Genomic DNA, 23,565 nt, shown 5'->3' with positions numbered 1-23,565 from the left:
CAGGAATTCAGTCTACTAAAGTAAGTTAAATTATAGCAAAGCGCTCCAGACTACCAGTCAGGAGCGCTTTGCATTTATAAGAGGTCCTAAGTGATCAGCCCAGTTCCTAATTACTAATTATGCGTGTTTCAGCGCTTTAATCGCTGCTTCCGGATCTTTTGCAGAGAATACAAAGCTACCCGCCACCAGCACATTTGCGCCTGCATCCAGTATAGTGGCTGCATTATCCAGTGTAATCCCTCCGTCTACTTCAATCAGTGCATGCGCTTTGTGATGATTGATCATCTCACGTGTCTGACGGATCTTCTCCAGACTTTTCGGAATGAAGTGTTGCCCGCCGAAACCCGGATTTACACTCATGATCAGTATCAGGTCAATATCATTGATGATGTTCTCAAGCAGGTGTACAGGGGTATGCGGATTGAGCGCTACGCCCGCTTTCATGCCCAGCCCTTTTATCTGCTGTATATTCCGGTGCAGATGCGTACAGGCTTCGTAATGTACCGTAAGCAGATCGGCGCCCGCTTTTTTGAATTCCTCTGCATACTTTTCCGGTTCTTCTATCATCAGGTGTACATCACAGGTCTTAGTTGTTGCCTTCCTGATCTGAGAAATGACCGGTAAGCCAAAACTGATATTCGGTACGAATCTTCCATCCATTACGTCCAGGTGCAACCAGTCTGCTTCGCTGCGATTAAGCATTTCCACTTCTCTACCCAGTTGAAGGAAGTTGGAAGCCAGCAGGGATGGTGCGATAAATGTGTTTCTATTTTCCAAAGCCGCTCGTTTAAAGATTAAGGATCAGGTCTCCGTTACAGAGACTGCTTCATCGTTACGAATATAACTGTTTATTTTTTTAGTTTCTCCAGGGCTGCTTTCGCTTCCGGGTAATCCTTCCTGAAGGTCAGCGCCTTGATATAGTCATCTATCGCGTTATCCTTCCTGCCCAGCTGCTCCAGGCACTGTGCCCTGTTGTAATAGGCTTCTGCATTATTGGGAGAGGCCTTGGCAGCCAGGTCAAAGTAACGGAGCCCTTCTTTCCAGTTCTTTTTGCGTACGTTGATCGTACCCAGTGCCAGATAGGCTCTTTCATCATCCGGATCGGTGGTGATGCTATTCCTGTAGGCCGTGATGGCATCCGCGTCATTCCCTGTCTGCTCATAATACTGCCCCAGGGCAATGAAAGGTTCCGACTGAATGGTGTCCAGTCTGGCAGCCAGCTTATAGTATTTAGGCGCTTCCGCTGAGCGTCTTGTCAGCAGCAGATCTCCCAGCTCCATAACAGCATCATAGTCACTGGCCATGCCGGCATGTTCAACAGCGGCGGTCAGGTGTGTAATAGCCAGGGTTGTATCCCGGTGTTCTTCTGCGATCCTGGCTTTCAGGTAGTAGGCCTTATCGTAGGTACCAGGCGACTGTGCCAGCACAGCTGCGACACTATCGGCGGATGTATATTGTTTGTCTTCTATCAATGCGGTCGCCAGTCTGTATTGCAGATAAGGATAGCCAGGGGCTGTTTCCAGCGCTTTCCGGAAATGTGCAATGGCCTGCGGATAGTGTTCCAGTACCAGCGCCGCTTCTCCGGCACCCGCCCAGAAGTCGGTTACCTGTGGTTTCAGTTCGGCGGCCTTCTCAAAATCCCGCTGTGATAAAGCCGGATCGGTATTGAATAGCACCAGTGCCCGGCGGAAGTACAGGGCTTCGTTATTGGGAAACTGCGCGATAGAATCGGTCAAAGGCAATACCGTAGGGGCATACAGGGCAGAATCAGCATTGTCGGTCACAGCTTGATCACCCTGCTTGCCGGAATGGCAGGAAAAGAAAAAGGGAATTGATAAGAGGAACAGGTATTTCATAAGACAATTATATAAAAAATGCTGGAAAGTGCGTAGTTATGATAAAAAGACGAATGGCCGACCTGTCGGGTCAGCCATTCAGATCGATCGTCTTTACGTGCCGGATCAATTGGCGGTCAGCCATTGTTTCAATGCATTATAATCAGCAGGCAGCTGTACGGACACTTTTTTAAGTGCATACAGTGACTGTACTCTTTCAGGTGTTACTATCTTATCCTGCAGGGAGGCCGGAGCGGTATCTGCGAACTTAACAGGATGCGCTGTTTCCAGAAAGACACCGGCTGTATTTTTATCCAGTCCTGTGTCAGCCAGGTATTTCTTGAGCCCCAGATAACCTACTGCACCATGCGGATCCAGCATGTACTGGTCGTCTTTCCACACCTGTTCCATCGTGGCGACGGTCTCGCTGTCGCTGAAGGACATGGCCGTCAGCTTATTTTTCAATGCAGGCAGGCTATTGGCAAATAACTCGAGGATGCGTACAAAGTTGCTCGGGTCAGCTACGTCCATCGCATTGGAAAGCGTAGCTGTAGCCTTGCCTGGTGTATACGCTCCTGTTTGCATAAACCGCGGCACGGTATCATTCACGTTAGTGCTGGCTACGAAATGTTTTACCGGCAGGCCCATGGCCGCCGCCATCATACCTGCGCAGATATTGCCGAAGTTGCCGCTTGGTACAGAGAATACCACATCCGGATATCGGGTCACCAGCTGTTTGTATGCCAGCAGGTAGTAGAACATCTGTGGCAGCCAGCGGGCAACGTTGATAGAGTTGGCACTGGTCAGCATCACGTGCGACTGTAATTCTCCATCGAGGAAGGCGGTCTTCACCATACGCTGGCAGTCGTCAAACGTACCATCTATTTCGAGGGCAGTAATATTGCCATTCAGTGTGGTCAGCTGTTTCTCCTGCAGGGTGCTCACTTTACCGGAAGGGTAGAGGATCACCACGCGCACCCCTGGTACGTTGTAAAAACCATTGGCCACTGCACCGCCAGTATCGCCGGAAGTAGCTACCAGCACTGTTACCGGACGCGTATCATTTCTTCTGAAATAACCCAGGCAACCAGCCATAAAGCGGGCGCCTACGTCTTTAAATGCCAGGGTCGGACCGTGGAACAGTTCAAGAGAATAAATATTATCCTGTACTTTTTCAACAGGGAAAGGGAAGCTGAGCGTGTCAGCAATGATCTGCCGCAGTACTGCCTCGGGAATCTCGTCCCCTACGAAAGGCTGGATAGCAGCATAAGCTATATCGAGGTCATTTTTATGAACGATGTCGTCGAGGAATGCCTTGTCAAAAGCAGGAATACGTTCCGGGAAATACAGGCCCTTATCGGGCGCCAGTCCCTGTACTACGGCTTCTTCAAAAGATACTACGTGTTGTTTATTCTGCAGACTGAAATATTTCATTAGACTTTACACTTTTGTAATTTTCACACCTTCCCTGTTTATTTGCGAAACATGGATTTTATAATCCACTCCCAGCGGAGCATATACGGTATCCATCATGGCGGCCACTTTGCGGGCCGTTTCTTCCCCTCTGCTCAGCATGAAAACAGAAGGTCCTGAACCGGAGATCCCACCACCTAATGCGCCTGCCTCTTTACATTTTACTTTCAGTTCGTAAAAAGCAGGGATAAGGATCGCACGTACCGGTTCTACGATCGCATCTTCCAGTGAGCGGCTGATGAGGTCATAGTTTTCCTGATAAAGACCGGCCACCAGGGCACCTACGTTACCCCACTGACGGATCGCATCTGTCATCAGTACTTTTTGTTTGAGTATTTCACGGGCATCAGAAGTCTTTACTTCTATCTGCGGATGTATAACGGTCACCCATAGGTCGGCAGGTGTATGCAGACCGGTAATGTCCAGTGGTTTGTAACTTCTTACAAGCGTGAAACCACCCATGATAGCAGGAGCCACATTGTCGGCGTGTGCGGCCCCACTGGCCAGTCGCTCGCCTTCCATGGCAAAACGGACCAGTTGTTTCTGTGTGAACGGATTGCCCAGCAGGTGATTGGCACCTACAACTGCACCCGCAGAACTGGCAGCACTGGAGCCGATGCCACTTCCGGGAGGAATGTTCTTGAAGAGTTCCAGTTCGATACCTGCTTCCGGCTGACCATACTTCTGCAGGAGTGCCTGTATGGCTACGCCGCATACATTCTGTGCAGGATCAGTAGAGAGAGCAGCGCCATGTACGGCAGTAATCGTCACACCAGGTTTGTCACTTCTGCGCATGATCATTTCATCGCCGGGTGCATCCATTGCCAGTCCTATTACGTCAAATCCGCAGGCCACGTTGGCGACAGTGGCAGGAGCGAATACTTTTATGCAGTCTGATTCCATGAAGAGAATAAGTTTTAATTAGCAATTAAGAATTAGGAATTAGGAATTGAGCTGAAGGAATTGTGTTTCTGAATTGCACGGTCACGACTATTGAATGGTTTTTTAACAAGACATTCTTGTCATGAAGTCTAATCCCTCATGCTTAATTCCTCCTACCTAACTGATTTTATCTCGCTGATCTGATAATGTCAGCAAATATACCAGACGCCGTTACATCTGCTCCCGCACCGGCGCCTTTCACGATCAGCGGCTGTGCAGCATAGCGGTTGGTAGTGTACAATACGATATTGTCTTTTCCTTCCAGTTTAAAGAACGGATGGTCAGGTGCAATGCTCTGCAATCCTACAGACGCTTTACCATTCTCATAGCGGGCCACGAACTTCAGGCGTTTGCCGTCCGCATCGGCCTTTTCGCGCAGTGACAGGAAATGGTCTGCATGTACATCCAGCTGTTCGTAGAAAGCATCTACAGAAGGAGCCTCCAGCGCTTCTTTCGGCAGGAAGGAGTGGTTAGTGATATCTTCGAGTTCCATCTGCACACCGCTTTCACGTGCGAGGATAAGGATCTTACGCATCACATCCACACCACTCAGGTCGATACGTGGATCTGGTTCAGTGTAACCTTCGTCCTGTGCGGCTTTCACTACCTCCCGGAAGGAAGCGCCGTTTACAAAGTTGTTAAACACGAAGTTCAGACTACCACTTAACACTGCTTCAATGCTGTTTACTTTGTCACCGCTGCGGATCAGGTCATTCAGTGTATTGATCACTGGCAATCCTGCGCCCACATTCGTTTCAAACAGGAAGGAAGCATTGTATTTACGTGCGAGGTCTTTCAGGCTTTTATAGTATGCATAGTCTGAAGAACAGGCAATCTTGTTACAGGTCACTACCGATATACCATGTTGCAGGAACTCTCCGTAGATAGCTGCTACGTCCTTGCTGGCGGTATTATCAACAAATACGCTGTTACGTAAGTTGAGCGATTTTATTTTTTGTGCAAATGCAGCCATGTCAGATGGCTCTCCAGCATCCAGCGCGCTTTTCCAATCGTGCAGGTTGATGGCTTCATGGCCGAAGGCCATATTACGGCTGTTGGCGATGCCGGTTACACGTACATGTAATCCAAGTTCGTTCATCAGGAACTGGTGCTGCTGATTGAGTTGTTCGAGGAGTTTGCCGCCCACATTACCGACACCCGCGATGAACACGTTCACCTGTTTGAGTGGTTCTTCGAAGAACGCTTCATGTATGACGTTCAGCGCTTTTTTTACATCCCCTTTATTGATCACGACAGAGATGTTCTTTTCTGTAGAACCTTGTGCGATAGCGCGTATGTTCACACCGTTACGACCCAGTGCAGCAAAGAGTTTACCGCTGGTGCCATGGTGATTTTTCATTTTATCGCCTACTACTGCCACGATGCTCATATCTCTTTCGACGATCAGCGGTTCTATACGTTTCTCCAGTATTTCCTGAGAGAACTCGCTGTCGACCGCTGTCTTGGCTTTCAGCATGTCAGCTTCATGAATACCTACGGTGATAGAGTGTTCAGAAGAACTCTGCGTGATCAGGATCACGTTCACACGCTCAGTCAGCAGGGCTTCAAACAGGCGTTTGGAGAAGCCGGGGATGCCCACCATACCACTACCTTCCAGTGTCAGCAGGGCTATCTTCTGGATGCCGCTGATACCGGTTACGGGGTGTACATGCGTTTCGCCGTCCTGAGAGCGGATGAGGGTACCATAATCATCAGGTGCAAAAGTATTTTTGATCCATATAGGGATACGTTTATCCATTACCGGTTGTATGGTAGGAGGGTAGATCACCTTAGCGCCGAAGTGAGAAAGCTCCATGGCCTCTTCGTAGCTGATATGCGGGATAGGAATAGCCTGTGATACCATGCGGGGATCAGCAGTCATCATACCACTTACATCGGTCCATATGTCCAGTACTTCAGCATGTAAAGCGGCAGCAATAATAGCCGCGGTATAGTCAGAGCCGCCACGGCCGAGGGTAGTGGTCTCTCCATCACTGGTGGCAGCAACAAAGCCTGGCAGTACGAAGAAATCGGCAGTCTGCTGCTGGTAATACTGGGCTGTCTGGTGATTAGTAGCCAGGAAATTAACGGCCGCGTTGCCGAAGTTATTATCAGTTACAATGAGTTCGCGGCTATCCTTCCAAACAGCATTGAGACCGGCGGACTTTAATTTTTCTGCCAATAAATAGGAGGACAGTAGTTCGCCGAAGCTCATGATCTTATCCAACGACCGGGCACTCAGTTCACCTACCTGGAAGATACCATCGCACAGTGTTTCCAGGGTGTTCAGGCGTTTTTTCACCTGACTGATGATGCCACTTTGTACAGTGATGGGAAACAGGGTACGGATGGTGTCAAGGTGTTTTGATTCTATCTCTGCTAATACGTTTCTATATTGTTCCTGTCCTTGTCCTGCAAGCTGGCCACATTGTATCAGTTTGTCGGTAATACCGCTCATGGCTGAAGCTACAATGGTGAATCTTCCGTTGGGTTTCTTGTTACGGATGATATTGCAAACCTGTTCTATAGACTGGGCGCTTCCCATGGAAGTTCCGCCGAATTTTAATACTTGCATGTGTGATGATGTTATTACGTAAAAATGCCTGATCCCTTTCCGGGTGTACCACTCGTTGTGGTCGTTGGACGATATGTGAATATTAACCCCGCAGCGGGGTTGTAATAGATGTAATTGTAATAGTGCTGAAGCCCGCCCCGGAGATGGTGCGAGATGCAGAAGTGAAGTATGTGAATATTGGTAGCACTATTTGAAACAATTTACTTTTCGCAAACAAAAATGCGCAATTAGTTTCGAATTAACAAATGAATTGTCAAAGTTTTGAAATTATTTAAAATTGACCCGGGGAAATTGAGAAAATTTCCGGGTAACGGGCCGGGCTGGACAAGTTTGTGATAGTTGGATCGCGGCTAACGAGTGATTAATAAGCACAGTATAATCAGTAAAATGTTCATTGTGAATGATTTATTCTCTTATCTACCTGTAATCATGCATTCTTGGTGATCACTTATGCTATCTCCCCAGGCATCTGGGTAGACAGTGGAGCTACAAGCGACGAACAAGCGACGAACTAGCGACGGCCAAGCGCTATACCTGATGCGCTGCTATCTTATTATTCCTATATTTGTCCTAACCACGTTAGACATGCCTTATTTCCGCAATTTCACATATTATATAGATAAGCGCCGCTGGAAGTACTGCTTCCTGCTGGAGGGAATCGTTAGCCGGTAGTACTTTCCCGGGGTTTTATTCCCATCCTGCATACCTGTCAGCACCAGGGTATGTGCCTGTCCCGTCATATCACAGCGAACATATCTGCCGTTGACAGCAACGCAGTCACCAAAACATTATATTGTCATATAATTGTCATTCAATATTCCACGGTCTGTTATGCCGGGTAGCAGACTGAAAAACCATCCATCATGCCGCATTATCATAAACTGGGGAACGTTCCTCACAAACGTCATACGCAATTCCGTAAGCCTGACGGTACTCTCTATTCAGAACAGTTGTTTTCGACAGAAGGTTTTTCGTCTAATTCCACACTGTTGTATCATTGTCATCCACCAACTGAGATCGTAAAGGTGGATGAGCCCTACAATGTTGCGCCACGTGTGGCGGAAGAGAAGATGTTAAAGCATCGTAGTTTCCAGGGTTTTAATATTCAGCCACAGGATGACTATCTGCAAAGTCGTAAGCCGGTGCTGGTCAACAGTGATTGTCATATTGTACTGGCAGCGCCACGTCAAAGTATGACCGACTATTTCTACAAAAATGCAGATGCCGATGAACTGCTCTTTATCCATGAAGGCGCCGGCGTATTGCATACACAGTACGGACAGCTACCTTTCGGGTATGGCGATTACCTGATGGTACCACGCGGTACCATTTACCAGATAAAATTTACCACGACTGAGAACAGGTTATTCATCGTAGAATCATTCAGCCCTATCCGTTATCCGAAGCGATACCTGAGTCAGTACGGGCAGCTGCTGGAGCACGCACCCTATTGTGAGCGGGACATCAGGCAGCCACAGAACCTGGAAACGATCGATGAAGCAGGAGATTTCCTCATTCGTATCAAGAAGAAAGGCGTGATGTATCCGATACATTATGCGCATCATCCGTTTGATGTAGTGGGATGGGACGGCTGCGAATATCCGTTCGCTTTTTCCATTCATGACTTTGAACCTATTACTGGTCGCGTACACCAGCCGCCACCAGTCCACCAGACATTTGAAGCACATAACTTTGTGGTGTGTTCGTTCTGTCCGCGGTTGTTCGATTATCATCCGCAGGCCATCCCTGCACCCTACAACCATAGTAACATCGATAGCGATGAAGTGCTGTATTATGTGGATGGTGACTTTATGAGCCGTAAGCATGTTACCAGAGGGATGATCACGCTGCATCCCGGTGGTATTCCGCATGGCCCGCATCCTGGTGCTGTAGAAAAGAGTATCGGAGCGAAGGAGACGAAAGAACTGGCGGTGATGGTAGATACATTCCATCCGTTGCAGATCACGCAGGAAGCGCTGGAGATAGAGGATGAACGATATACAATGAGCTGGGCGGAGTAAATAATCAGTATCGTTTTCCGGCTAAAAATATACTGGCTTAGTTATACTTGCTGACATCCAGTGCGTATATCTGAATCAGTATATTTTTTGCCGGAGAATATATCGGTCTTTAAGCATCACATACATTACAAGGGAAGTCATTCCGAGGTAGCTATCGGTGTAATGATAGTTCCTGTGTTTAATCTACATAAGGGTTCATGATCCCATCCGGATAATACGCAGCTTTATTCCAGAATTGCGCAGGATTGACACCCGCCCTGATCTCATTGCTATACACCACCTTACTTTTTTTCGGATCGTCCTTATCTATGTAAAGTAATTTTGCCCTCATCAAAGTGGTATTCTCCCCCTGATACGCAGGTATTATAAAACCCCAGCCGGCATTAGGTTCCAGCTCCACCTGGTGATAACTGTTCCCGCACCAGCTATTCGGCAGATATTCGATATCCCGCCATTGTCCTTTAGCATCCAGTGCCTGTAGTGTCATGTAAAGAAGGTGATCCTGTGCATTGAACCGTACGGTATCGCGGGTCGTGTTACTGATAAACAACGGCATACCTGCAAATTGTTGCTGGAAGGTGTCTATCCTGGTTGTGTCAATAGTAACAGCGAGCTTATTGTCAGGTAAGCCTGGCGTAGTTATCTGCTTTGGAATATTGTGCGCCCGGTAGTCTTCATCCCCTCTTTCCGGGGTGGAATAAGCCTTGAAATAACCACGGTTCATGTAATCAATATTGAGTGGTTTCAACCCATGGGTTTTTCTCTCTGATTCCTGCCACACGATTTCTCCTTGCTTGTTAACGTAAGTCAGCTTACCGTTTATTCCTGCCATCAGCAGGCCATCCCGGAAACCTCTTCTGTCAAAGTGGTCCATTTGCGGCTTCATGATCACATGCCCTTTAAGATCGCCAAATCCATACAGTACTTTATCCTCGTCCACCTCATGAGCATCCTGTGTTTCTGAAAAGAAGAAATGGTTACCGGTGATCGCATATATATCCTCATAGTTTGCTGCTACAACAAAGCGGCCGGTAGTATCAATGATACCGTGGCCGTTCTTATTACGTACAATAGCAAGTCCGTTCATAAATCCACCCTCGCCAAGTCCAGTAAACTCTTCCTGGCCTACACGTTTGAAAGACCTGTCTAACAGGATATAGTGATTGCGTCTGTTACTGGCAAACGTTCTCCCATTGGCAAATGGTGTAAGGGCGTTGCAATCTGGTCCATCGCGGAACACGACTTCTCCTTCCAGGTTGATATAGCTATACTCCCCCTTACTATATGTAGTCGCATTGGCTTCCTGCTTGATTTTGGGTGAGTATATCCTTCCAATTCCTTCATGAAAGCTGCCATCGATATGCGTTGTATAATCACTCGGTTTGCTGAAAAGCACATTCCCATTCACATCTATTACTGCATCAGCACCGCGTGCTTTGTCACCTTTAGCGTGCTTATGTGTCACTGCTATGCCGTCAGTAAAGGGCCGGATCTCATCATATTTTCCAAGGGGAACCACCATTTTTCCGGTATAATCGACCACACCTGTTTTTGGATATCTGTCGTCTGTTTTAATTGAAAATGGCATTTTTACTATTGCAATGTCACCATCAAAAGTGTCGATCGTTTCAAAGACAGTATCAACTAATAATTGCTTTGTATGCAGATCAATGATCCCGCGTTTGGCTGTTGTCGTGGTAACAATAGCCTTACTGTCATCTATATAGACAAGCTCCCCGTAAGCGCCAGGTATTGAAATCTGACCGGTTTTGTTTATTAATGACGGGCGTCCGTCCTGGTACACAATAGCAGTACCACGTGAAAATGGCTGGGCATAGTCATATTGGGGTGGTAGCACAAACCTCCCTGTTTGATCAATAAAGCCGTACATTCCGTCCTTTCTGACAGCAGCCAGGCCTTCTGAAAAATCACTACCATTAAGGAAGACAGGCTTGATCACTGTTTGGCCCCTGTTATTGATGTAACCAATTTTATCATACTGTGTGATCTTAAAAAGTGGGTGCGTTTGTGCGTAGATAAAATTGACCACCAGCAAAAACGGTATAGTAAGCATTTTCATTTTTCTCATGGTATAGGAGATAGGATAGTGTAATTATGGCATCAGTGATGCGATAGTCCCTTTATTAATATATGCGCCAATTTACATGTTTAATTGGTATAAATCCTGCCGGCTGGCGGGATTTATACCAATCAATCATATAAGATTGTTATAATGAAGCGTTATTTTTTCCGGAAATTTTTCTGCAATGATGAGCAGCTGTTAATCGCATTCATAACTATTCTTCAGTATTCACACTGATCTCGTCTTCATCTTCCAGCCTGCTCCCTTTATCTTTTGCAAATTCTTCCGGCGTCTGCAGGGTATTATCTTCGTCAGGCTGCAGGAAAATATCATCATCTCTCTCTTTTTTACCATTGGTTGAGATATGTTCGTTATGTGTGTTATTACCGGGTGATTGTTGTCCCTGTTTAATATTTGTCATATACTTGTTTTTGAAAAAGTGGCACCAAATCTGTGCCATGCTGATAACCACTATCTTAATTTGTAGTAAAGAGTGCTCAGCAGGATAGGGTATTTTTACGGTGGTTATAAAACGTATAACAGGTGCCGTAAAAAGTACAGGTATTAACATAGTCAAAAATCAAACGAAATATGGAATACAGGCAATTAGGAGATAGTGAGCTGAAAGTATCTGCCATCACTTTTGGTGCATGGGCGATAGGTGGCTGGATGTGGGGTGGTATAGAGGCAAATGATGCCGTGAATGCTATCAGGGCATCAGTTGATGAAGGTGTTACCGCTATTGATACAGCACCGATATATGGTCAGGGACTGAGTGAGGAACTGACCGGTGAGGCATTGAAGGGACTGGACAGGACGAAGATACAGATCCTGACTAAGTTCGGTATGCGCTGGGACCTGGCTAAAGGCTCACTGGCATTCAACAGTAAAGACAACGAAGGCAAGGCGATCGATATTTACAAGTACGCTGGAAAAGAAAGCGTGATTGAGGAATGTGAGAACAGTCTGAAGAGACTGGGCACTGATTACATCGACTTGCTGCAGATCCACTGGCCTGATGTTACCACACCGATCGATGAAACATTCGAAGCGGTATTACGCTTGAAAGAGCAGGGTAAGATACGTGAGGCAGGCGTGTGTAACTACAATGTAGCACAGATGAAGGAGGCAGAGGCCGTGTTGAAACTAGCTTCCAATCAGGTACCATTCAGTATGGTAGAAAGAAAGATCGAAGAGGAGGTGGTGCCTTATTGTATAGAGAACAGAAAAGCGATACTGGCTTACAGTCCGCTGCAGAGAGGTATCCTCTCCGGTAAAATGCGCCCGGGGCATCAGTTTGGGGAGGGTGATACCCGTGCCGGCTCCAGATTCTATCAGCCAGATAACCTGAACCGTATCAATACTTTCCTGGATCAGATCCGTCCGATGGCAGAAAGTAAGAACGTGACACTTGCGCAGCTGGTGATCCGCTGGACAATCGACCGTCCGGGTATTACAGTGGCACTGGTCGGTGCACGTAATGCGGAGCAGGCGATACAAAACGCAAGAGCGATCAATGTGAAGCTGAGCGCTGAAGAGATCAAGTTTATCAATGACAGGCTGTACCAGTTACAGCTGGCATAGAACGCATAACTGTTATCCGTCGCCGGAGCAGTGAACAGAAAGCGGGCCGTTCCGGAAGGAGGGGCCCGTTTTGCGTCAATCATGAAAGAGGCTGTATCATAATAACTTTTACCCAAATTTATTCGGGTACCTGATGGAGAATTTTTGTCTGTAGGAAACATCAGCGCCATCGAGTTACTTATTATACAGCCTCTTTTTTTGCAGAACTGACTTTTATCATATGCCGGGGTTGCACGAACAGTACTTTTGCAATAACCTATACTAAACTCCGGACACATGACACATGCAGAGATCGTAAAACGCGTCGCATGGAAAGACCTCAGAGATCTCTCTATCAGGGACATGCTGATAGAGAATAACCTGACATTACCCTGGTTGTTTTCCTCCTGGCTGCTGGCGTATGGAGGCTATTACCTGCTGGCATTGCCCTGTTCCGCCTTCTTTTTCCTGACAGGGTTACGGCAGGTACATAATGGTTTCCACAATTCCCTGGGAACGAATAAACTGCTGACCTGGTTCACGCTCTTCTCTAACAGTGTACTGATGATGGCATCTATTCATGCGGTGAAGTTCAATCATATCAGGCATCACAAGTACTGTTTGTCAGATGATGATTATGAAGGAAAATCAGCTGGCATGAGCTGGTATGGCGCTATTCTATATGGCCCCGTGCATATGTTCCTCATACATAAGGTGACATTGCAGCTGGGTAATAGAAATTATGTACGGAATGTACTGGCAGAGTTGCTGGCAATAGCCGTATTTGCCGGTATCGTGTTTTATTTTAAGATCCCATTTTTAATATACCACGTAATTGTGATGTTCTTCGGCGAATTGCTGATGGCATTCTTTGCTGTATGGACGGTGCATCACGATACGGAGGAGCATCCGGAACTGGCCAGAACGCAGCGTGGTGGCTGGAAAAATAAGATTACATTCAGTATGTTCTACCACCTGGAGCATCACCTTTTTCCTGCAGTACCAACGATCAAACTGCCAGAGCTGGCCAGGCGTATTGACGAGGCGTTGCCAGCGCTCGAGAAGAAAAACACATTTTGATCTTATTCACCAAAGACCTGCTGGAGGAAAGAGAAGGCTTCCGGCGAATGTAGTGCGTTGGTAGATACCATGGTCATCTCGGCGGTTGCGGCAGCACGCGTCCGCATGGCCTGTTCGTAGGCAGCAATGGCACTGCGTGTATCGGGGTGATCATTGCTGGTCAGGCAGAGACCCAGTTCCAGTGCATCAAGCATGGCCATGTTGACACCTTCACCGGCGTATGGCGGCATCAGATGTGCGGCATCGCCTAACATCGTCAGGTTAGGCAGGGCATCCCACGTCTGATCAAAAGGCATGCAGTATTGCGGCCTGGGAATGAATGCAGCAGCAGCATGCTCAAATAACTCATCCCATATATCATCCCAGCCGGTAAAAGTAGCCTTGAACCAGGCAAGTACCTGCACTTTATCGGAGAAATCAATACCAGCTTTTTTTACCCAGTCTTCTGCTGTTTTACAACCCGTATAGAATACCAGGCTACCATCTCCTTTGGAACTCACGATCAGTGTTTTTTCATCACCGAGAATAAAGAGTTTTCCGCCGTTGAGTAACTGGTGTACGCGCGGACTGTTTTCCGCAGAGTTGTAAACGGCGCCTTCTACCATGGTAACGCCTGCGTAGAAGGGTTTAATATCTGTGATGTAGGGGCGTATGCGTGAGTTAGCACCGTCGGCCGCAATCACGATATCTGCATAGGCTGTTTTACCGTCTTTAAAGTGAAGTTGCCATCCATCTTTTTCCGGAGTGAGGGAAAGGAACTGACAGTCCCATATAACAGTACCAGGTTGTAGTGATTCCAGCAGTATTTTTTTCAATGGTCCGCGGTCTATTTCCGGGCGATAAGCTTCGGCAGGACCTTCATGCCGGTCGTTATCTTCTTCCAGTATATTTCCGTGTTTGTCAACGACACGGAGGAAGTCCGCGCCAGGGCGGAAGTTGGCTTTGAAGGCATCCATAAGACCAGCTTCTTCGAGTGCCCGAAGTCCCGATTCATGGTGGAGGTCGAGGGTCGCGCCCTGTGCTCTGGCGTCTTTATTGACGTCGCGTTCATAGACAGTAACGTCTGCATTTCTCATCTGGAGTATTCGGGCCAGGGTAAGGCCACCCGGGCCACCTCCAACGATGGCAATTTTTTTGTTACGAATGTTGTTCATACGAAGTTGTTTGAAGTAATATTTGGTTATAGCAGTAACCCTTTCGCCACTGCTTCGCAGCAGTCGGCGATGACTTTGTCTGTGATGATCTGTTTGGGTCGCTGCAGGTGTTCGAAATATTCGTTGATAAGATCAAAGAGCGGCGCGAATAAAAGCGCTCTGAGTACCTGTACGGGTAGCTTTTTGATGGTGCCAGTATTGACGTGCTGCATCAGGAACTGATGAACAGGCGCAAAGAAATCGCCCTCTTTGATGCCTCTTTCCAGATAGGCTTTATTGAGCAGGGGAGAGGATTTGCCGTATTGCATTAATGCATAATGGTGGCTGTTCTCTTTGAAGTAATTAAAACTGTTTGTCCATATTTTTTTTACTCCTTCGGCGAATGACATGTCCGTACTGAAGTTTTCCAGCATGGCGTTTTCGTACGAGGCGAGTACTTCATCAATGAATAGTTTGATCAGAAAGTCTTCTTTGTTTTCGTACTTGATGTAGATGGTGCGGGGTGATACATTAGCGGCTTTCGCCAGCTTTTGCATACTGAGGTTTTCCAGGCCTTCTTCTGCGATGATCTGCAGGGCGATGGAACGGATCGCTTCTTCTTTTTCGATGTTCTTTGGTCTCATGACAATGGGTATTTATTCCCCTGATGACACAAAGGTAAGTAAACGTTCATTTACTTACTAATTTTTTATTTGAAGGAAGGGGGATGGGTAGAGAACGGAGTGAATGCTGCTTCGGTTGACCCTGAGTAGACCTTCGGTCAGGTATCGGTATAGTAGGCTTTAGGTAGGCTTTCTCTTCCGTTTCTCCTCCGTTTTAAAACGGAAGAGAAACGGAAGAGAAAGCCTACCTAAAGCCTACTACAAAGAAGCTAATAGGAGGAAACCTACCCGATACCTGGGCGGGTTAAGAAAGCGGTTTTGCCGAAAAAGAGTCGGATAACTGCCGTGTGTCTGCCTCCGAAAAGTCGTAACTTTATGTAAAAGACATCCGTTATATGGGTTGGAAACGGTTATTTTCTTTATCAAATATTACTACGGGGATAATGACCCTGTTCCTTGTTTTGATGCTTGTCAATCCTTCAGTGAAGGCGGCTGTCATGCAGGGATTGATGAAGGTGGGCCTGTTCCAGCCGGCGGTACCGGAGGAGGATGCGGTAGCTAACAGTATGGCGCCGGACCTGGCATTGACTGATGGCAATGGTAATACGTTCACGTTGTCTTCTCTGAGGGGGAAAGTGGTGTTCCTGAATTTCTGGGCTACGTGGTGTCCGCCCTGCCGTGCGGAAATGCCGGCTATCAATGCGCTGTATAAACAATACAAGAACGACAAAAATGTGGTGTTCCTGACGGTAGATACAGATGGAAACTATCAAAAAGCGAAACGTTTTATAGACAAACAGCGTTATGAGCTGCCGCTATATGTGGCAGAGAGCAGGATACCTGGTGAGTTACTGGGCAATTCCATCCCAACAACCGTGATTATCGGCAAGACCGGTAAGATTGTATTTAAACAGGAGGGGGCAGCCGATTATGGTAACCAAAAGTTCATTGATTACTTCGGCCAGTATATCCGGAAATAGCGGGCAGTTATTTATTTGGATTTGATATACCGAAATACTAATATTGCATTAGCAACTAATTTATGCTTCACCTGCATACATACCATAAGATTTCCGATCAGCGTCACAGAAAGTACTATTTTCTGATGGCTACGCTGGCCATGGATTCCGTTCTCTCCTGAGCGCAGGTATGATACTGCCTTTACGGGCGTTCTCTATTATTTCCAGTGTTATTTATTTGTTTTTGCGCCCATTTGTGGTTCTACCTGTCATTTCTGCAATGTGCTGAAGCATTGTGTTAATCATACTATTCACGTATAGTCAAAAACCATCGACTCATACACCAAAACTTTCTAAAACCAATCCATTATGCATACAACATCAGATGCTGCCGTTGCGGCTGTTCCTGCGAACGTGCAGGACTTTTTACCATTAAATGGTACAGATTACGTTGAGTTTTATGTGGGAAATGCCAAACAGGCGGCCCATTATTATAAAACGGCGTTCGGTTTTCAGTCACTGGCTTACGCCGGTCCGGAAACAGGGGTGAAAGACCGCGTTTCCTACGTGCTGGTGCAGAACAAACTGCGTTTTGTGCTGACTACGCCACTGCAGCCTGATAATGCAATAGCAGATCATATTCAGCTGCATGGTGATGGTGTGAAAGTACTGGCGCTTTGGGTGGATGATGCCCGTTCTGCATTCGAAGAAACCGTGAAAAGAGGGGCTAAGCCTTACCTGGAGCCTGTGACAGAGAAAGACGAGTTTGGTTCCATTGTTAAGAGTGGTATTCACATCTATGGCGATACTGTACACTTGTTCATCGAGCGTAAAAACTATAACGGTGCGTTCCTGCCAGGTTTCAGAGAGTGGAAACCGGCCTACCAGCCAACAGAAACCGGTTTGTTATATGTAGATCATTGTGTGGGTAATGTGGGCTGGAACGAAATGAACAAATGGGTTGATTTCTACGAGCAGGTAATGGGCTTCCGCAATCTGCTGTCTTTCGACGATAAAGATATTTCTACGGAATACTCCGCACTGATGAGTAAGGTGATGAGTAATGGCAACGGCAGGGTAAAATTCCCGATCAATGAGCCTGCTGAGGGTAAAAAGAAATCCCAGATCGAAGAGTACCTCGATTTCTACAAAGGCCCGGGTGTACAGCACGTAGCTATCGCCACCAATAATATTATCCATACGGTTACTGAACTGCAGAACAGGGGTGTTGAGTTCCTGACTGTACCAGAGTCTTACTATGCCACCCTCCTTGACAGGGTAGGTCAGATCGATGAGGACCTGTTGCCTTTGAAAGAGCTGGGTATCCTGGTGGATCGTGATGATGAAGGATATCTGTTACAGATCTTCACCAAGCCCGTGCAGGACCGTCCGACCGTCTTCTTTGAGATCATCCAGCGGAAGGGTGCTAAATCCTTCGGAAAGGGCAATTTCAAGGCGTTATTCGAGTCGATCGAACGTGAGCAGGCATTGAGAGGAAACTTGTAGAAAAAGGCCGGTAAGGGCCTTATTTAATTAAGAATTGGGGAAGCAGGATTAAGCCTGGTGTGTGACATAAGAGCAAACTGAATGTCGTTTTTCAAAAACGGATGCCTGTTATAAGTCATCCGTTTTTTTTATTATATATCGAATCCTTTATTTAGTCCCTGAAAAGCCAGCACACTTAACCACCTGCACAACTAACCAATTCCTGATTCTGAATTATCATTATCCCCTCTTCATGGTATTGGAAATGTTCAGGAATTTAAAATAATTTGCATAAGAGATCGTTTTCTTATGAGAGTACAAACATTGTTCGGAGTTTTATTTTTGCTGGGAGGAATTTTTCAGATGATTACCGCTGTATTGATCTACCAGGGCCAGCGCCACTACATTTTGCGTTTCGCTAACCGCAAGGTAGGTATGGTTATTTACGCGGTTTTTGCTTTGTTACTGTTCTATCTCGCATATACAACTTTTAACGCGCAACCTCCGGAAAATGCTCCCGTAAGATAGTTTTTAGATGATGTGAACTTGTAAAATTGTGTTAAAATATCTATGAAGCAGGTCGTTTTAGCAGTTTTAATGCTGGTGGGAATGGGAAAAGTGCAGGCCCAGCAGCAGCAATCTTTTCTGGATAACCAGAAGATGTTCCCAAAAGTAGGAGCTGCCTACAGGGATAAAGAAGAACAACTGAGAGAGGAATTTAAGAAGAAGGGGCTGGACTATCCGGCTAAGTATATCTTCATGCGTTCTTTTAAGCTGGATAGTGAGCTGGAGATCTGGGTTAAAAATAAGGCTTCGGATACGTTCCGCCTGTTCAAATCCTACCGTGTTTGTACCCTCTCAGGTAAAATGGGGCCTAAACGTAAGGAAGGTGACAGACAGGTACCGGAAGGGTTCTACTATATCAACGATTTTAATCCGAACAGCAGCTATCACCTGTCACTTGGTATCAACTATCCGAACTTTGCAGATAAGATCCTCAGCGACCCGAAGAAGCCGGGTGGTGAGATCTACATCCATGGTAGTTGCCTGACGATCGGTTGTATTCCACTCACAGACGATTTTATCGAGGAAGTATATATCCTGGCAGTGAATGCAAAGAATGCGGGACAGGATTTTATTCCGGTGCACGTATTCCCGGTGAAATTTGGCAATGTACGTTCCATGGATTACCTGGGTAACTTTGCCCTGAAAGACAATTCTTCCGAAAAATTCTGGGTGGACCTGAAATATGCATACGACTATTTCGAGACCCATCATAAGCTGCCAGTGGTTCTGGTGGATGAAAAAGGAAAGTATATACTCTGATCATTCTCAACAAAATGGATAGAAAGGGCGTTTCGTTTAAGGCGGAACGCCCTTTCGTTTTTTTACATTTTCCGTATTTTAACCTTCCGTTTAATTATTTTTTTATGATAATTCATTTTTTTTTTGAAACTTAGGGCGAAAGGTCAAATCAATTTACTATTATGAACAGAAGAGAAGCCATCCGGAACGTTGCCCTTTTACTGGGTAGCGCTATTTCCGCGTCCACGTTATCAGCCCTCGAAGGCTGTAACCCGAAAGGCCCTGCTAACTATGCCTTGCAGACGCCCGAGACCAAAAGTATTTTGGCCGAAATAGCGGAGACGATCCTTCCGGAGACAAGCACACCGGGCGCGAAGGCCGCTAAGGTGGATGAATTTATCGTTAAGATGCTGAATGACTGTTATAAGCCTGAAGATCAGAAGGTTGTGCTGGAAGGCCTGAAGAAGGTGGACGAAGCGAGTGAAAAACAGTTCAAGAAATCATTTGTAGACCTTACCGCGGAACAAAAGAACACTGTTCTGACAGCTGTTGATAAGGAACGTGTTGATTACAATAAACGTGAGAATAAGAAAGAGGGCGATCCCACCCACTATTTCCAGATCCTGAAGGAACTGACCCTGACCGGTTATTTCACTTCGGAAGCGGGTGCTACCAAAGCACTGCGCTATGTGCCGGTACCTGGTAAATTTGAAGGTTGTATCCCTTACACCAAAGGAGAGAAAGCCTGGGCTATGTAAGCCTTTTCCGGGGTAGATGATTTATAGTATCAACAAAAAAACAAGAATTCCATGAATCTGAATACGAAAGCACAGGAGCAAAATACCTTCGATGCCATTGTTATAGGCTCCGGCGTAAGCGGTGGATGGGCTGCAAAAGAGTTCACCGAAAAAGGTTTCAAAGTATTAATGCTGGATAGGGGAAAGAAACTCGAACATATCAAAGACTACGATACGGCTACCAAGAACCCGTGGGAATTTGAACATCGTGGCCGGCTGACAGTAGAACAGCGTGAAACGCATCCTAAACTGAGCCGCGACTATCCATACAGTGAACACAACGAAAAATACTGGATTAACGACTCCCAGAGTCCATATAATGAAGTAAAGCGTTTTGACTGGTACCGTCCCGATATCGTGGGTGGAAAATCCATCATGTGGGGCCGTCAGTCTTACCGCCTGAGTGATCTTGATTTTGAGGCGAACCTGAAAGATGGTATCGCTGTCGACTGGCCTATCCGTTACAAGGACCTGGCGCCCTGGTACGATTATGTAGAGAAATTCGCAGGTATCAGCGGTCAGGCAGAAGGATTGCCTCAGCTGCCGGATGGCCAGTTCATGCCGGCAATGGAAATGAACTGCGTGGAGAAAGATCTGAAAGCGAAAGTAGAGAAGGCATTCCCTACCCGTAAGATCACTATGGGACGTGTAGCTAACATTACCAAGCCATTACCTGGCCGTACACAATGTCAGTTCCGTAACCTGTGTAGCAGAGGGTGTCCGTTCGGCGCTTATTTCAGTACACAGTCATCCACTTTACCCGCTGCAACAGCAACTGGTAATCTGACGCTGAGACCAGACAGTATCGTTAACTCCATCATCTATGACGAGAAACTGGGTAAAGCGACCGGCGTGCGGGTTATTGACAAGCACACCAAACAGATGACCGAATACTATGCGAAAGTGGTTTTCGTAAACGGTTCTACACTGGGTACCACCTTTGTGTTGCTGAACTCTACCTCCAGCCGTTTTCCAAATGGTTTGGGTAATGACAGCGGTGTGCTGGGTAAATACCTGATGGATCACCACTTCCGTACAGGTGCTTCCGGCCGTGCCGAAGGCTTTGATGATAAATACTTCTTTGGCCGCCGTGCAAATGGTATCTATATCCCACGCTACAGGAACATTGGTAATGACAAACGTGATTACCTGCGTGGTTTCGGTTATCAGGGCGGTGCCAGCCGCGGAAGCTGGGCACGTGGTATTGCCGAAATGGGCGTAGGTAAAGACTTTAAAGACATGCTGTCTGAACCAGGCAGCTGGAGCATGGGGCTGGGTGGTTTCGGCGAATGTCTGCCTTACGAAGATAACCAGGTAACCCTGGATACATCTGTGAAAGATGACTGGGGCCAGCCGGTACTGAAGTTTGATGCTGAGTTCAAAGAGAATGAAATGAAGATGCGTAAGGATATGATGAACGATGCTGCAGAAATGCTGGAAGCAGCTGGCTTTAAGGATATCAAGACGTATGACAACGGCTCCTATCCGGGTATGGCGATCCATGAAATGGGTACTGCACGTATGGGTCGTGATCCGAAGACTTCTATCCTGAATGGCTTTAACCAGATGCATGCCGTGAAGAACGTATTCGTGACCGATGGTGCGTCTATGACTTCTGCTGCCTGCGTAAACCCTTCACTGACCTACATGGCAATGACGGCAAGAGCGGTTGATTATGCTGTGAAGGAAATGAAGAAAGGAAATATTTAATTCGATCAGATATCAGGGAATAAGGGGTTGGCGTTTATATGCCGGACACCATATTCCCTGATTTTATTTTACACCGATGCATCTCAACATTAGAGCAGAGAAAGAGAATACCTATGATGCGATTGTGGTGGGTTCAGGGATCAGTGGCGGATGGGCAGCCAAAGAGCTGTGCGAAAAAGGCCTGAAAACACTGGTACTGGAACGGGGCCGCAATGTAGAGCATATCAAGGATTACACTACAGCTATGAAAGCGCCGTGGGAGTTTCCACACCGGCTGAATACCACACTCGAACAACGGGAGAACTACCCGATACAGAGTCAGTGCTACGCGTTTGACGAAGCCACCCAGCAGTTCTGGGTCAACGATAAAGAAAATCCATACAATCAGATAAAGCCATTCAACTGGCTCCGTGGGTATCATGTAGGCGGTCGTTCCCTGATGTGGGGCCGCCAGGTGTACCGCTGGAGCGATATCGATTTTGAGGCGAATGCGAAGGATGGTTTCGGTGTGGACTGGCCGATCCGCTATAAAGATGTTGCCTCCTGGTACGACTATGTGGAGACATATATCGGTATCAGCGGTCAGGCGGAAGGGCTGCCACAGTTGCCCGATGGTAAGTTCCTGAAGGCAATGGAGATGAACTGCCTGGAGAAACATGTTGCTGCCAGGATCAAAGAAAAGTTCAATGATCGTATCATGACCATTGGACGTGTAGCGCATGTGACCGAAAAGCACCATGACAGAGGTCCCTGCCAGTTCCGTAATCTGTGCGCCCGTGGTTGTCCTTTTACAGGCTATTTCAGTAGTAATGGTGTGACCTTACCCGCCGCCGCAAAGACAGGTAATCTGACCTTGCGTCCTGATGCTATCGTACTGGAAGTGATCTATGATGACAAGAAAGGAAAGGCAACCGGGGTAAAGATCCTGGATGCGCAGAACAATCAGACGATAGAATACTACGCGGATATTATTTTCCTGAATGCCTCTACACTGGGTACTGCTTCTATACTGCTGAACTCCGTTTCCAACCGTTTCCCGAACGGCTTTGGTAATGACAGTGAGCAGGTAGGACATAACCTCATGGACCACCACTATGGTGTTGGCGCCGGCGGTGAGTATGATGGTTTTGAAGATCAGTATTATAGCAGCGGACGCAGGCCAAATGGTATCTATATTCCGCGTTTCAGAAACATCAGCACTGCGACGAAGCGTACCGACTATGTAAGAGGATTTGGTTACCAGGGTGGCGCTGAGCGCGGCCGTGGAAGCTCTTCCGAGGGTATCGGCATTACGCTGAAGGAGTCGATGTCTGAACCAGGTAAATGGAATTTTGGTATCGGTTCATGGGGAGAACATCTTCCGTATTACGAGAATAAAGTAACGCTGAATAAAGACAAGAAAGATAAATACGGCCTGCCTACACTCAATATCGACTGTTCTTTCAAAGAGAATGAGATGGCTATGCGTAAGGATATGGCAGAAAGTGCGAAAGAGATGCTGGAAGCTGCGGGGCTGAAAAATGTGGGTACGTATGACAGCATGCCACCTCCTGGACATTGTATCCATGAAATGGGAACCGCACGTATGGGCCGTGATCCTAAGACGTCAGTACTCAATGGCTGGAACCAGGTACATGCTGCGAAAAATGTATTTATAACTGATGGCGCATGTATGACATCATCCGCCTGTCAGAACCCTTCAATTACCTATATGGCATTGACCGCAAGAGCGTGTGATTATGCTGTGAAGGAGTTGAAGAAGGGAAATCTGTAGTTTGTTGAAAATTGAACAAGAAAGCCTGCTGGTGTATTCCGGCGGGCTTTTTTGTTTGGGTGAATATTGAATCACGGTTAATTATCGATGATCTACAGCGTGCGCGATTCCGGCAGCAGCTAGGTGATATAAAGGCAGGCAATTATCTGTGTTTTGCTGACAGGCCTTTGCCGATGGTCACACCTTGTATTTATATTATAAAAAAGG

General features: G+C 46.8%; 18 protein-coding genes. 9 read left to right on the top strand and 9 right to left on the bottom strand.

Annotated features, from left to right (window positions below):
- Positions 1 to 117 precede the first annotated feature (117 nt).
- The 5 genes from rpe to thrA all read right to left on the bottom strand — a co-directional run bounded on the left by rpe (position 118) and on the right by thrA (position 6,825).
- Entirely contained in the window at positions 118 to 777 is a 660-nt protein-coding gene (gene rpe, locus GWR21_RS07795) for a ribulose-phosphate 3-epimerase (protein WP_162331183.1), read from the bottom strand.
- A 71-nt stretch (positions 778 to 848) separates the two neighbouring features.
- On the bottom strand, positions 849 to 1,856 hold the full coding sequence (locus GWR21_RS07790; protein ID WP_162331182.1) for a tetratricopeptide repeat protein: 1,008 nt from the start codon (positions 1,854 to 1,856) through the stop codon (positions 849 to 851).
- Positions 1,857 to 1,961: 105 nt separating this feature from the next.
- Entirely contained in the window at positions 1,962 to 3,269 is a 1,308-nt protein-coding gene (gene thrC, locus GWR21_RS07785) for a threonine synthase (protein WP_162331181.1), read from the bottom strand.
- A gap of 6 nt (positions 3,270 to 3,275) precedes the next feature.
- Positions 3,276 to 4,211, bottom strand: a complete 936-nt coding sequence (locus GWR21_RS07780) for a homoserine kinase (protein WP_162331180.1) — start codon at positions 4,209 to 4,211, stop codon at positions 3,276 to 3,278.
- Positions 4,212 to 4,377: 166 nt separating this feature from the next.
- Positions 4,378 to 6,825 carry a bifunctional aspartate kinase/homoserine dehydrogenase I gene (gene thrA / locus GWR21_RS07775; protein WP_162331179.1) on the bottom strand — a complete coding sequence of 816 codons (2,448 nt, stop codon included), beginning with the start codon at positions 6,823 to 6,825 and terminating at the stop codon, positions 4,378 to 4,380.
- Between the two features lie 863 nt (positions 6,826 to 7,688).
- Here thrA and GWR21_RS07770 point away from each other — a divergent pair.
- Positions 7,689 to 8,846, top strand: a complete 1,158-nt coding sequence (locus GWR21_RS07770; protein WP_162331178.1) for a homogentisate 1,2-dioxygenase — start codon at positions 7,689 to 7,691, stop codon at positions 8,844 to 8,846.
- A gap of 178 nt (positions 8,847 to 9,024) precedes the next feature.
- Here the strand turns inward: GWR21_RS07770 and GWR21_RS07765 are convergent, their stop codons facing one another.
- Together GWR21_RS07765 and GWR21_RS07760 are read right to left on the bottom strand one after the other, a co-directional pair.
- Complete coding sequence (locus GWR21_RS07765) at positions 9,025 to 10,935, bottom strand: WG repeat-containing protein (RefSeq protein WP_162331177.1); 1,911 nt, start codon at positions 10,933 to 10,935, stop codon at positions 9,025 to 9,027.
- Positions 10,936 to 11,143: 208 nt separating this feature from the next.
- Complete coding sequence (locus GWR21_RS07760; RefSeq protein WP_162331176.1) at positions 11,144 to 11,350, bottom strand: hypothetical protein; 207 nt, start codon at positions 11,348 to 11,350, stop codon at positions 11,144 to 11,146.
- Positions 11,351 to 11,520: 170 nt separating this feature from the next.
- Between GWR21_RS07760 and GWR21_RS07755 the strand changes: the two genes are divergently transcribed.
- Both GWR21_RS07755 and GWR21_RS07750 read left to right on the top strand, forming a co-directional pair.
- Positions 11,521 to 12,513, top strand: coding sequence for an aldo/keto reductase (locus tag GWR21_RS07755; protein ID WP_162331175.1), 993 nt, complete (start codon positions 11,521 to 11,523; stop codon positions 12,511 to 12,513).
- 276 nt (positions 12,514 to 12,789) lie between these two features.
- Entirely contained in the window at positions 12,790 to 13,572 is a 783-nt protein-coding gene (locus GWR21_RS07750; protein WP_162331174.1) for a fatty acid desaturase family protein, read from the top strand.
- A 2-nt stretch (positions 13,573 to 13,574) separates the two neighbouring features.
- Here GWR21_RS07750 and GWR21_RS07745 read toward each other — a convergent pair whose 3' ends face one another.
- Both GWR21_RS07745 and GWR21_RS07740 read right to left on the bottom strand, forming a co-directional pair.
- Positions 13,575 to 14,726, bottom strand: coding sequence for an FAD-dependent oxidoreductase (locus GWR21_RS07745; protein ID WP_162331173.1), 1,152 nt, complete (start codon positions 14,724 to 14,726; stop codon positions 13,575 to 13,577).
- Positions 14,727 to 14,752: 26 nt separating this feature from the next.
- The gene (locus tag GWR21_RS07740; protein ID WP_162331172.1) at positions 14,753 to 15,349 is read right to left on the bottom strand and encodes a TetR/AcrR family transcriptional regulator; all 597 of its coding nucleotides are present in this window, start codon (positions 15,347 to 15,349) and stop codon (positions 14,753 to 14,755) included.
- A gap of 422 nt (positions 15,350 to 15,771) precedes the next feature.
- Between GWR21_RS07740 and GWR21_RS07735 the strand changes: the two genes are divergently transcribed.
- From GWR21_RS07735 to GWR21_RS07710, 6 genes are all read left to right on the top strand, one after another.
- Positions 15,772 to 16,308: a TlpA family protein disulfide reductase gene (locus tag GWR21_RS07735; protein WP_238430251.1), complete on the top strand. Its 537-nt coding sequence runs from the start codon at positions 15,772 to 15,774 to the stop codon at positions 16,306 to 16,308.
- Between the two features lie 348 nt (positions 16,309 to 16,656).
- Positions 16,657 to 17,793, top strand: a complete 1,137-nt coding sequence (gene hppD, locus GWR21_RS07730) for a 4-hydroxyphenylpyruvate dioxygenase (RefSeq protein ID WP_162331170.1) — start codon at positions 16,657 to 16,659, stop codon at positions 17,791 to 17,793.
- Between the two features lie 549 nt (positions 17,794 to 18,342).
- The gene (locus GWR21_RS07725) at positions 18,343 to 19,098 is read left to right on the top strand and encodes a L,D-transpeptidase family protein (RefSeq protein ID WP_162331169.1); all 756 of its coding nucleotides are present in this window, start codon (positions 18,343 to 18,345) and stop codon (positions 19,096 to 19,098) included.
- A 161-nt stretch (positions 19,099 to 19,259) separates the two neighbouring features.
- Positions 19,260 to 19,835: a gluconate 2-dehydrogenase subunit 3 family protein gene (locus tag GWR21_RS07720; RefSeq protein ID WP_162331168.1), complete on the top strand. Its 576-nt coding sequence runs from the start codon at positions 19,260 to 19,262 to the stop codon at positions 19,833 to 19,835.
- 51 nt (positions 19,836 to 19,886) lie between these two features.
- A complete protein-coding gene (locus GWR21_RS07715) occupies positions 19,887 to 21,584 on the top strand; it encodes a GMC oxidoreductase (protein WP_162331167.1) in 1,698 nt (565 codons plus the stop codon).
- 76 nt (positions 21,585 to 21,660) lie between these two features.
- On the top strand, positions 21,661 to 23,358 hold the full coding sequence (locus GWR21_RS07710; RefSeq protein ID WP_162331166.1) for a GMC oxidoreductase: 1,698 nt from the start codon (positions 21,661 to 21,663) through the stop codon (positions 23,356 to 23,358).
- Positions 23,359 to 23,565 lie beyond the last annotated feature (207 nt).

The sequence above is a fragment of the Chitinophaga agri genome (assembly GCF_010093065.1).
Taxonomy (GTDB): Bacteria; Bacteroidota; Bacteroidia; order Chitinophagales; family Chitinophagaceae; genus Chitinophaga; species Chitinophaga agri.
Note: the sequence above shows the minus strand (reverse complement) of the source record. Positions and strands in the feature narration are given on the sequence as shown.